Source organism: Chryseolinea soli (assembly GCF_003589925.1).
GTDB lineage: Bacteria > Bacteroidota > Bacteroidia > Cytophagales > Cyclobacteriaceae > Chryseolinea > Chryseolinea soli.
Genome location: NZ_CP032382.1, coordinates 2,305,694 through 2,318,004, shown reverse-complemented (window position 1 = coordinate 2,318,004; position 12,311 = coordinate 2,305,694). Strand labels below are relative to the sequence as shown.

General features: G+C 53.2%; 10 protein-coding genes. 8 read left to right on the top strand and 2 right to left on the bottom strand.

The genetic code is table 11. The features are described 5' to 3' along the window. Positions 1-26 precede the first annotated feature (26 nt). Positions 27-266, bottom strand: a complete 240-nt coding sequence (locus D4L85_RS10045) for a cytochrome b5 domain-containing protein (RefSeq protein ID WP_119754192.1) — start codon at positions 264-266, stop codon at positions 27-29. 1 nt (position 267) lies between these two features. After that, a complete protein-coding gene (locus D4L85_RS10040; protein WP_119754191.1) occupies positions 268-996 on the bottom strand; it encodes an RDD family protein in 729 nt (242 codons plus the stop codon). Positions 997-1,038: 42 nt separating this feature from the next. Here D4L85_RS10040 and D4L85_RS10035 point away from each other — a divergent pair, with 42 nt between their 5' ends. The 8 genes from D4L85_RS10035 (at position 1,039) to D4L85_RS10000 (ending at position 12,309) form a co-directional block, all read left to right on the top strand. Beyond that, a complete protein-coding gene (locus D4L85_RS10035) occupies positions 1,039-2,289 on the top strand; it encodes a dipeptidase (RefSeq protein WP_119754190.1) in 1,251 nt (416 codons plus the stop codon). 71 nt (positions 2,290-2,360) lie between these two features. Continuing rightward, a complete protein-coding gene (locus D4L85_RS10030; RefSeq protein WP_119754189.1) occupies positions 2,361-3,320 on the top strand; it encodes a stage II sporulation protein M in 960 nt (319 codons plus the stop codon). Then, positions 3,307-4,293 (top strand): hypothetical protein, encoded by a 987-nt coding sequence (locus D4L85_RS10025; protein ID WP_119754188.1) that lies wholly within the window; start codon positions 3,307-3,309, stop codon positions 4,291-4,293. Before D4L85_RS10030 ends, D4L85_RS10025 begins: the two co-directional genes overlap by 14 nt. A gap of 25 nt (positions 4,294-4,318) precedes the next feature. After that, positions 4,319-5,125: a hypothetical protein gene (locus D4L85_RS10020; RefSeq protein ID WP_160143641.1), complete on the top strand. Its 807-nt coding sequence runs from the start codon at positions 4,319-4,321 to the stop codon at positions 5,123-5,125. Between the two features lie 8 nt (positions 5,126-5,133). Beyond that, complete coding sequence (locus D4L85_RS10015; protein ID WP_119754186.1) at positions 5,134-6,312, top strand: DUF4350 domain-containing protein; 1,179 nt, start codon at positions 5,134-5,136, stop codon at positions 6,310-6,312. 44 nt (positions 6,313-6,356) lie between these two features. Beyond that, on the top strand, positions 6,357-7,334 hold the full coding sequence (locus D4L85_RS10010) for an AAA family ATPase (RefSeq protein ID WP_119754185.1): 978 nt from the start codon (positions 6,357-6,359) through the stop codon (positions 7,332-7,334). Then, positions 7,335-8,666 carry a DUF58 domain-containing protein gene (locus tag D4L85_RS10005; RefSeq protein ID WP_119754184.1) on the top strand — a complete coding sequence of 444 codons (1,332 nt, stop codon included), beginning with the start codon at positions 7,335-7,337 and terminating at the stop codon, positions 8,664-8,666. 103 nt (positions 8,667-8,769) lie between these two features. Continuing rightward, positions 8,770-12,309 (top strand): S8 family serine peptidase, encoded by a 3,540-nt coding sequence (locus D4L85_RS10000; protein WP_119754183.1) that lies wholly within the window; start codon positions 8,770-8,772, stop codon positions 12,307-12,309. Positions 12,310-12,311: the final 2 nt, after the last annotated feature.

Sequence of the window (12,311 nt, the reverse complement as noted above, 5' to 3'; positions counted from 1 at the left end):
GTTCGTGTGCGAACAGATTTTTTCGATCAGTGTTTCAACTTACCGATGATCGTAAAGCGGTCGAACACATTTTCGGTGTGTGGGGCGTCCTTCAGTTCGTCGGTGAGGTCCTGACCGGCCCAGTGTTCATAGTGTTTCCCTCGCATCCACAGACGCGAGCGCGTAACATCATAGATAAGTCCGTTGTAGGCTACCCACACTTCGGGCTTGTCCTGCCCGTTGCGCAGGGCCAGGTAGGCGCGTGTATACTCCGGGAGATTGTCCATTTCACCTTCCAGCCGTTAGGCTGTTGTAGTCTTTCACGATGGTATAGAGAAATTCGGACGGCGGCAGGTCGGAGTGTATGCCCAGCATGCTCTTGATCTTTTCGGTGATGATCTCGATGGGTTGATACGTTCCATGGTCGCGGTTGGCGTCGAGGGCGCGCTGGATCACCTCGATGTCGCGCGTGCTCAGCTGAACCACCTGTTCAAATGTTGGAACATAGGTTGATTCGGGCACGATAAAAATGTCGCTGGAATTGATCTCCTTTTGTTGCGCCAGTTTTACCACGGTTGTCCCGGCAACGATGTCGCCGAGGCGTTGGCCTTTCCCGCCGACGGCGATGATCACCACGGCCACCACCCCACCGAAAATCCCAAAATCCACGATGCTGAACAGCCACCGGAAAAGGTAGCCGCCTACGGAGGCCGGGGTGCCGTCAAGGCGGATCACCTGTATTTTCATGGCGTGCTTGCCCGGGGTTTGGCCGTTCATGAAGATCTCGAAAAGCAGGCCGTAGAACATCATCGGGAATACGATGAAGATCAGGCCCAGGGTGATCAGGAGGGTTTCATTTTCGAATGCTTTCATACCCACCATGAGCGATATGACCAACAGGATGTAGAGAAAAAGGATGAGCCGGTCGATCAGGTAGGCCACGATGCGGTCGCCAATGCTGGCCAATGGATAATCGATAAAAACATTTTGTGTGGTGCGTACTCGAATGGTTTGCATCGCCTTCTATTTTTGTGCAAATTTCAAATTAAAGCATTAACCATGAAATTTACTTCTGTCCTGCTGGGAATAACCGCGATTGCCCTTATTGCCTGCCAGGAAAAGAAGACGGAGACCGCTTCCGATGAGGCGCTCCGCAACCAGGCCCGGGAGCTGGCCCAAAAATTTATTCTTGTCGATACCCACGTAGACTTCCCCGAGCGGCTCCAGGAGATTCATTTCCAGCTGGCACCGCAGAACCTGGGCATCCCTGTAAACGATGAGAAAGGCGATTTCGACTTTGAGCGGGCCCGCAAAGGCGGTCTCGACGCGCCCTTCATGTCCATCTATATCCCGTCGCGCTATCAAAAGCAAGCCGACAATGGAAAGAGCCTGGCCGATTCGCTGATCGCGCTGATCGAAGGCATTGCCACTTCCCTTCCCGACAAATATGCCCTGGCCAAGACGCCACAAGACATTGAAGTCAACACCAAGGCAGGCAAAATTTCCCTGCCCATGGGCATGGAGAATGGCGCGCCGATCGGAGATAAACTCGAAAATGTAAAGTATTTCTACGACCGCGGGATCCGCTACATCACACTGACCCACGCGAAGAACAACCAGATTTGCGACTCTTCCTATGATAGCACGGCCTTGTGGAATGGACTGAGCCCCTTTGGCGAAAAGGTGGTGGCCGAAATGCAGCGCACGGGCATCATGGTAGACATTTCACACGTTACCGACAGCACTTTCTTTGATGTGATCCGCATCGCCAAGGCACCGCTCATTGCATCGCATTCGTCGTGCAGGTTCTTTACGCCGGGGTTTCAGCGCAACATGTCGGATGACATGATCAAGGCATTGGGCAAAAACGGCGGCGTGATCCAGATCAATTTCGGCGCCTCCTTCCTGGATTCATTAGCGCGCACGAACATCGCCGTGTTGGATACGGTGGAGAAAAAATTGAAGGCGCAAGGCCTGAATTCCCGCGACTCGGCCGCACAAACCATCATCGACCAGTACTCGAAAAATCATGTGGCGCTGTATTCGGATGTGGAACGCGTGGCCGACCACATCGACCACATCGTGAAGCTCATCGGCATCGACCATGTGGGCATCGGCTCTGACTTCGATGGCGTGGGCGACAGCCTGCCGCTAGGTCTGAAAGATGTGTCGGAGTATCCGAATTTATTCTATGTGTTATTGAAACGCGGCTATACGCCCGAAGACATTGAAAAGATCTGCTCTAAAAATGTTTTCCGGGTATGGAACGAAGTGATTGCTGCGTCACAGGCCTCGGCCTCGGTGAAATAAGGAATAGGCAAAATTTAAAATAGGTCCGCCTGCGAGGGGACCATGAAACAAGTTATCCAAGAGGTGGAACAATGAAGGAGGCGGCTTTTATAAAACAGAACAAATCGCGCTGGGAGGAGTTTGAACATGTTGTCAAAAATCAGCAGCAGGCGCCGCCCGACCGGCTGGCCGAACTGTTTATCCAGGTGACCGACGATCTCTCGTTTGCCCGCACGCAATATCCCGACAGCCGCACCACGCACTATCTGAATGCGCTCGCCAGCAAGGTTCACCTGGAGATCTATAAAAACAAAAAAGAAGAACGCAATCGTTTTGTCACCTTCTGGAAATACGAATTGCCCGAGGTGATGTACAGCACGCAAAAACCGTTGCTGTACTCGTTCATCATCTTTATCGTGGCCGGTGTCATCGGCACCGTCTCTGCCCGCTATGACGACACGTTTGTGCGGCTGATCCTGGGCGACGGCTATGTGAACATGACGCTGGAGAACATCAAGAATGGCAACCCCACGGCCGTGTATGGTGACAGTGGGCCGCTCATGATGTTCTTTATGATCACCATCAACAACATCTACGTTTCCTTTCGCGTATTCGTGTTCGGGATCTTAGCCTCGCTGGGAACGGGATTCAACCTGTTCTACAATGGCTTGATGGTCGGCGCATTCATCATGTTCTTTTATGTGGAGCAACAATTGGGACAAGCCCTTCCGGTGATCATGCTGCACGGCACCATCGAATTGACATCGATCGTGATTGCCGGGGCGGCTGGTTTCGTGATGGGAAACAGCTTGTTGTTTCCCGGCACCTATTCGCGATTGGATTCGTTCAAACAGGGTGGCCTGAAAGGGCTGAAGATCGTGATGGGATTGGTTCCCTTCTTTATCCTGGCCGGATTCATCGAGTCTTTTGTCACCCGCTATGCCTTTATGCATTGGAGCCTGAAAACTTTGATCATATCGCTTTCGGCGCTGCTCATGGTTTACTATTTTGTCATCTACCCCCTACGCCTCAAACGCCATGGAAAATTTTAAAGTGATCGAATTTCATCGTACGCGCGACTTCAGCAACAAGATGAATGTTACCTTCGAGTTCATTCGTCAAAATTTCAAGGGTCTCGGCAAGAGCCTCCTGTTCATCGCGGGACCGCCTGTTATCGCTACCGGCCTGATGGTGGGCACATTCATGACGGATCTGCAAGCCCTCACCAGCAGCATGGCGCGCTTCGGCGCGTCGGACATGATGACGAAATCCTTTACAACACCCACCTTCTGGCTTCAGATCTTGTTGATGATCGTCCTCTCCGTCGTGAGTTCGGTGATGGCCCTGTCCACCATCAACAATTACATTGTCCTTTACGACGAAAAGAAGACCAATAAAATTGAGTTCAGCGACGTTTGGGAGCGCGTTCGCAGTACGTTCTGGATGTATTGCGGTACGGTGTTTTTCTTTTTCCTGTTGCTGATGGCCGTCTACCTCGTCATTGTCATCTTCGTGATCGTGCTGGCCAAGATCTCGACGGCCCTGGTCGTGCTGGCCGGCTTCGCCATATTCTTTTTTTTCGTCTACGCGCTATTTGCTGTTTCGCTCACATTCATTATCCGCACCTATGAGAACAAGGGATTTTTCGAAGCGATCGGCCGTTCCTTTATGCTGGTGCGGGGCAAGTGGTGGAGCACGTTCGGTCTTCTTTTCGTGCTGATCATCATCGGGACCGTCATTTCCTATGTAGTCTCCATCCCTTACTATGCGCTGACGGTGGTGAATACCTTGCACAATACGTCGACAGAGTCGTTTGAGGGACCGTCGTCCAGTATGAACATCCTGTCCGTAGCCTTCTTTTCACTGTCCTATTTGGTGCAGGTGCTGTTGGGTGCGCTGCCGAACCTGGGCATCGCATTCCAGTATTTTAATCTGGTCGAACGCAAAGAGGCCCCGGGTCTGATGAAACACATCGACAATCTGGGCACCGAGGGACCGGCCTCCACACACGAAGAACAATACTAAAAAGTCTTAACAATTGCGGAAGAACGTGAAACGGATCGCGGGCCTTGTCATTCTCTTTTTATCGTTTACATCCCTTGCTTATGCCCAGGAAGATTCCGTGGGGGTGAAAACAGACTCCATTCACGCGAGTGATGACGGCGACGACGAAAATCTTTTTTCCGAAGAAGAGGACGATGACGACGACCACAAAGTTTTCAACGCTCCACCGGATTCAACTGCCGTGACCGCGCGGGGTTTCAATGGCGAGCAGATAGAGGAATTAAAAAATGATCCCACGTTTCAATACCAGGAACCCACCACGGTAGGAGAAAGTTTGTGGGACCGCTTGATGGGCTATTTGGGAGAGTTTCTCTCAGCGTTGTTTCGCAACGCAGTCGGCACTAACTGGGGCCGCGTAATCACTTTCCTGGTAGGCTTTGGCCTTGTCATCGTGATCATTCTAACCATCTTGCGAATCAATGCCTTCCGCATCTTCTATGCAGGCGAAGGCGCCAGCACCATCCGTTACGGCGCTTTGGACGAGAACATTCATGAAATGGATTTTGAGAAACTGATCCGTGAGGCCGCTGCCCGGAACGATCATCGCGCGGGTGTGCGTCTCATTTTTCTGTATGCGTTGAAAATACTTTCCGACAAAGGCTTCGTTCATTGGGAGCAAGGCAAGACCAATCACGACTATCTTACGGAATTAAAAAATGCAGACCTCCACGACGGCTTTAACGAGCTGAACTACTATTTCGAATATGCCTGGTACGGCAATTTCAATATCAATGCGACCATGTTTTCGACCGTACAGAAAACGTTCAGCACCTGGAGGAGCAAGTTAGCCTGAGGCCGTTTATGAAGAAAGATTGGAAATACCTGCTCTACATCTGCTCGGCCTTCGGACTTTTCCTGGCGGTGAAGTTATTGAGTCCGAAGCAGCACGACTGGACGATTACTTTTGCACAGGAAGACCGGAATCCCTATGGCGCCTATGTCTTCAACGCCGTGTTGCCCGCGCTGTTTCCACAAGGCGTTCATCACACCTATAAAACCCTCTACGAGCTAAAGGATTCCCTGCCGAAATCCGCCAACGTATTGATCGTTGCTTCCAATTTTTCAGGCTCCAAAGAAGACACCGATGTTTTACTGGATCATGTGAACGGAGGCGGCTCCGTGTTCATCTCAGCGCACTACTTTTATAGTCAATTTGGCGACACGCTGGATCTGCGCACATCCGATTTTTTGTTTTCCGGCAACAACAACCTCTTCAACCAGGACAGCAGCTACCTGAAGTTTGCCAGCCCCGCAATGGACACCACGCAACACTACATGTTCCGGACAGGCAACATCCACAACTACTTCACCCGGTTCGACACCACGCGCACCACGGTGATTGCCCGGAACGAATTGAACCAGCCGATCACCCTCCGTGTGAAGTGGGGCAAGGGCAGTTTTATTTTGAACAGCACACCCATGGCGTTCACCAACATCTACCTGCTGAACGGGCAAAACCACCGCTTCCTTTCCAACACGCTCTCCTATTTGCCCTCCTCGCCGCTGTGGTGGACCGAATACTATCACCTGGGCCGCCGGGAGATCTCCACGCCGCTGCGTTTCATCCTCACCACCGAACCGCTGCGATGGGCCTACTACATCACCCTCGTGGCCTTGCTGGTGTTCATGCTCTTTGAGATGAAGCGCAAGCAACGCATCATCCCCATCATCAAACCCCTGACCAACACCACGCTGGACTTTGTGCACACGATCGGCAACCTCTACTACCAGCGCGCCGAACATAAGAACATCGCCGAAAAAAGAATTCACTATTTTGCAGACCAGCTTCGCTCCCGCTATTGGCTGACCCACATTGTGTTCGACGAAGATTTTGTCCACACACTGACACAAAAATCGGGGAAGCCGGAAGAGGAGGTTCGCGCGCTGGTGAACATTATCGCCTACATTCAAAAGAACAAAACTATTTTGGCCGACATATTGATCGAGTTTGACGAACGACTGGAAAAATTCAATCGCTAAACCGTTGCAAACCCCGGCCACAACGCTCAAGAAAAAAACACATCATGGAAGAAAATGTATTTGAAAGCCGGCTCGACCTGCGCGCCCTCAACGAAAGCATCAAAAAGATAAGAGAAGAAGTAGGCAGGGTCCTGGTGGGCCAGGAGCAAATGGTGGACCTCATCATCACCGCCATTCTCGCCGACGGCCACGTGCTCATTGAAGGCGTTCCCGGCGTGGCCAAGACCCTAACGGCAAAGCTGGTGTCGAAAGTGATCTCCGTAAAATTCAGCCGCATCCAATTCACACCCGACCTCATGCCTTCGGATGTGTTGGGCACCTCCATCTACAACGTGAAGAACTCCGCCTTTGAGTTCAAGGCCGGTCCGATCTTTTCCAACATCGTCCTCATCGACGAGATCAACCGCGCTCCCGCCAAAACACAGGCGGCCCTGTTTGAGGTGATGGAAGAACGGCAAGTTACCGTGGACGGCACCACCTATGCCATGGAGCCTCCCTACATCGTGGTGGCCACGCAAAACCCCATCGAACACGAAGGCACCTATCGTCTGCCCGAAGCACAGTTGGATCGTTTCCTCTTCAAGATCCAAGTGACGTACCCTTCGCTGGACCAGGAAGTTTCCATCCTCACCGGACATCACCAACGCAAAAACTCACAACCGCTCACCGGCGTAACGGCCGTGCTCTCGGCCGAAGAGATCCGTAATTACCGTGAAGTGGTCCGCCAACTTCATGTGGAAGACAACGTACTGCGCTATATCGCCCAGATCATCCACGAGACCCGCAACAGTCCCGCGCTGTTCCTTGGCGCTTCGCCACGCGCCTCGGTGGCGATCCTGAACGCAACGAAAGCCTTCGCAGCCCTGAACGGTCGCGACTTTGTGACCCCCGAAGACGTGAAGGTGATTGCCCTCCCCGTATTGCGCCACCGCGTGATCCTCACGCCCGACAAAGAAATGGAAGGCGTGACCACCGATGACGTGGTGAAACAGATCGTAGACAAAATTGAAGTGCCCCGCTAAGTGAAACTGCTGCGCGCGCTATACCTCAACAACCGCCTCTTCATCGCCCTCGGCGCGGTGGTGGTCGCCTTCATCGTCAGTTTTATTGCCGATGCGTGGACCATGGTGCCGAAGGGACTGTTCTATCTTGTGCTCGCGGTGATGGTCACGGACATCATCCTGCTTTTCCGCACGCGACGCGGCCTGCACGGCTCTCGCTTCACCCCCGAAAAGCTTTCCAACGGTGACGACAACGAGATCCGCATCCACCTCGAAAATTTCTATTTGTTCAAGGTGGCGCTGCAGGTGATCGATGAAATACCGCACCAATTCCAACGGCGCGACCTCACGTTTCCCCTGGAAATTCTTCCGGGAGAGAAGAAGGTCATCAAATATTTTCTGCGTCCTACAAAACGGGGCGAGTACTCGTTTGGCGCCGTGAATGTATTTGCGCGTTCACCCCTGGGACTTTTCTCGCGCCGGTTTCGCTTCTCGGGCGATGCGTTGGTGCCGGTGTATCCGTCTTATATCCAGATGCGCAAGTACGAGTTGCTGGCCATCTCCAACCGCCTCACCGAATACGGGATCAAAAAGATCCGCCGCATCGGTCAAAACATGGAATTCGAGTCCATCAAGGAATATGTGAACGGCGACGATTTCCGCACCATCAACTGGAAAGCTACGGCGCGCAAAAATCATTTCATGGTGAACCACTACCAGGACGAGCGCTCACAACAGGTCTACAGCCTCATCGACAAGGGACGCGTCATGCAAATGCCTTTCAACGGGCTGAGCTTGCTCGACTATGCCATCAACGCCAGCCTGGTCATTTCCAGTGTGGCGCTAAAAAAATCGGACAAGGCCGGGCTCATCACCTTTCAAGACAAGATCGGCACCATGTTGCCGGCCAGTCGCCAGAACAACCAGATGTTCCAGATCCTGGAGGTGCTCTACAACCAGAAAACCGCCTACCGCGAAACGGACTATTCCACCCTCTTTGCGCACGTGCGGCGCAAAGTGACCCAGCGCAGCCTGCTGTTGCTTTTCACCAACTTCGAGTCCATCCATGGTCTTCACCGCCAGTTGCCGTATTTGAAACGATTGGCGCAACAGCATTTATTGGTAGTGATCTTCTTTGAGAACACGGAAATGAAAAGCTTCCTCGAAACACCCGCCGAAGGGTTGAAGGAGGTCTACTACAAAGCCATCGCCGAGAAGTTCAGCTACGACAAAAAACTCATCGCCAAAGAGCTGTCCCAACACGGCATCCAGGCCCTGCTCACCACGCCCGAGCACCTGACCGTGAACACCATCAACAAATACCTGGAACTGAAGGCCCGGGGCATGATTTAAGGAAACATTAATTCTCGTGTTTTCGAGCGTTTCTTTGTCGATCCCTTCTTACCTTTAATATCGTCCGGTGTATTTAGTATTGATCTAAAAAAATTTGGCAGGCATGCAGGCTCGGCTGGCGACAACTTTTCTGGGGGTTCTCCTGTTCCTTTGCGCGCAAGGCCAGACGGGCAAAGTGCCGGCAAGGCGTCTTGACCCCGCCAGCTATGTTCCCGGTTCGGTGTGGGTAAAACTCAAGCCTGAATACAAAGGCATTTTTGAATCCAAATCCGCCAACGCACGAATGCCCGCCGCCATCCGGTCGGCCCAGCCACGACCTTTCGTGTCGCAGGCCGAGCGGCAAAAATCACAGGGACGTCTCGGTCCCCGCAAACTGAACGTCGACATTTCACTGTACTACCAACTTGCCTTCGACAAAAGCCGGTCGATGGATGACTACATCGAGGAACTTTATGCCACCGGATATTTCGAAACGGTGGAGCCGGAATTCACCGTGTCTTCCCTGATGACTCCGAACGATGCCTCCATCGGTTCGCAATACTATCTCCAGGTGATTCGCGCCTACGAAGCCTGGGACGTCACGCAGGGCGATGCATCGATCGTGATCGGCATTGTCGACAGCGGCGGCGACCTGGATCACCCCGACCTACAAAGCCAACTTTATATTGACCCGGCCGAGCCACTCGATGGCCTCGACAACAACGGCGACGGCTATATCGACAACAACCGCGGCTGGGATTTTTCCGGCGCCAAAGCTTCGCTGGTCGGCACACCGGGATTTATTGGCGACAATGATCCTTCCGTGCCCAAAGGAAATCTTTTTGGTCACGGCACCATGGTGGCCGGCTGCGCGGCGGCGGCAACAAACAACGGCATCGGCATTGCGGGCGTGGGCTTCAAAAGCAAATTGTTGTTCACCAAGCACTACTCCGACGATCAGCCTGACAACGCGTCCTCTTATTCTTCCAATACCTATTTTGGTGTGTTGTATGTGGCCACCCACGGCGCAAAGATCATCAACTGTTCCTGGGGCGGAAGCAACGCCAGCAGCATCGCCCAAGACCTCATCAACCACGTGACACTTGATCTGGGATGCTTGGTAGTCGCCGCTGCCGGCAACAGCAACGTGGAGTCACCATTATACCCCGCAGCCTACGACAACGTATTGTCCGTTGCGGCCTCTGATGAAAATGATGTCCGCTCTTCCTTTTCAAACTACGGCGGCACGGTAGACCTCTCTGCCCCGGGCTCCAACATTTACACGACCACCTTCGACAACAGCTATGGCCAGGACGGCGGCACTTCTTTTTCGGCACCCATCGTCTCCGGCGCCGCCGCCCTGTTGTGGACGGTAGATCCGTCCCTGACCCCCTTGCAAGTGGCGGAGCAGTTGAGAATTTCATCCGATGCAACCCTGTATGACAAAAATCCCGGCTACATCAACAAGTTGGGCAAAGGCCGCCTGGACATCGCCAACGCGCTGACCTTTCAGAGTCCTTCCATCCGCGCCAGCAAACAACTGCTGGTGAAAGATGATGGCACACCCCCGGACCGGGGCGACGATGCCAATTTGTATTTTGATTTTACAAATTATCTGAAAGCCTCGTCCAGTGGACTGACCGTTACGCTTTCGTCATCCTCGACCTTTATCACCATCACCCAGAATGTTGTTAACCTGGGAACCATCGCAGAGAATGGCAAGGTGCGCAACACCAACACGCCGTTGAAGCTGTCGCTCTCGCCCACCGTGCCCATCGATCAGCCGATCGAAATCCTGCTCACATTCAAAGACGGCGCCTATGAAGACTTTCAATTGTTAAATTTTGTCGTGCCGTCGTTTATCGACATCAATGAAAATAACATCACCACCACCCTCAGCTCCGCAGGTCGCATCGGTTTTTCCAACCCCGAATCGCAAACCAACGGCTCGGGATTTATTTACAACGACCGGTCGCTGTTGTATGAGATGGGGGTGATCATGGGAACTTCTTCATCGGTGCTGTTCAACAATGTGCGGGCTTTGAGTGGTCAGTACGACCAGGACTTTACCTCGGCCACCAAGATCATGAAATCGACACCGGGCACACGCTCCTATTCCGAAGTGAGCGGCGCATTTCAAAATGCCCCGGATGCGGCGTCTGCGTCATTGCTCGTTTCGTATCGCAGCCTGGTTTGGAAAAATGTACCCTATCAAAATTTTATCATCCTGGAATACAAGATCAAAAACACGGCTGCTACCGCGTTCAACGGTTTTTACATGGGTCTGTATGCCGATTGGGATGTGGAGAACAGCGGTGCCGGAGATCGCGCCTCCTGGGATGCCGCCACGCGCTTGGGCTATATCTATCCGGCGCTGCCCACCACTTCGCCGACGGTGGGCATCCAGATGCTGAGCTCGAAGCCTCAGTACTATGCCATCGACAATGATCAGACCATTGCCGGAAATCCCTTTGGGGTTTATGACGGCTATACCGACAGCGAAAAATTCCTGTCCATTTCCAGCGGCCTCACCAAGATCCAGGCAGGTGATCCCACCACGGGCAATGACGTGAGCCATGCAGTAGCCTCAGGGCCCTACACCATCGCCGCCGGCCAAGAGATCACGATCGCTTTCGCCCTGCACGCGGCCAGCAACACGGTCGATGCGATCACCAGCGCCAAATATGCCGACTCGGTCTACAACTACACACTGAAAGCGCCTATGCCAGCCGTTGCTGATGTCGAGGTCTGCTTTGGATCCAGCGCCTTGTTACACGCCACGGGAGCAACCAAGTTCAACTGGTACAAAGATTTTACCGGCGGCGCGCCAATCCACACCGGCACCGACCTCTCCACCCCGGCCATGTTCAACGACACGGTGCTGTACGTTTCAAACGCCGAAAAATCCTATGAAAGCCTGCGCACAGCGGCGCATATATTTGTGAAGTCCAATCCCACCATCACGACTTCGCGCAGCCCTGTACTGTGCGACGGCGAGTCGGTGATACTTTCCGTAAATGAGGCCGATGAATATACCTGGAACACGGGTGAGAAAACACAAAGCATCGAGGTGAGCACCGCGGGCACCTACAACGTGGTGGTGCGCGACAATGCTCTGAATTGCACGTCACCCGACGCGCTCACCGTGACGGTGAAACCCGTGCCCTCCGCAGCCTTCACCATGTCGGTCGATCTCACACCCGGCACGCCCGTTCAATTCACGCCCGACGACACGCCCGATGCCGAATGGTTCTGGGAATTTGGCGATGGCACAGAAAGCAACGACAAGAGCCCGACGCACGTCTATGACGCCCTGGGCACCTATGTAGTTTCGCTAACCGTGACAGCATCGAACTATTGTCAGAGCAGGTCTACACAACACATCGATATCGTTACAAACGCTGAACCGGGCATTGGGAATCAGCTAACAGCCCATCCCAACCCGGTGAACACCGCCCTGGTAGCGATAAATTATCCGGGAAGAGAAAACGCCGTGCTCAGTCTCTTCAACGCACAAGGACAACATGTACTGGACGAATACGCTGAGGGCAAGCTGAATGATTATCCCCTCAACCTAAGCCAGCTGGCCAACGGGGTGTATACCCTCATCGTAACAACCGCCACCGGCGCATCACGGACGCTGAAGATCGTGATCCTGCGCTAGGG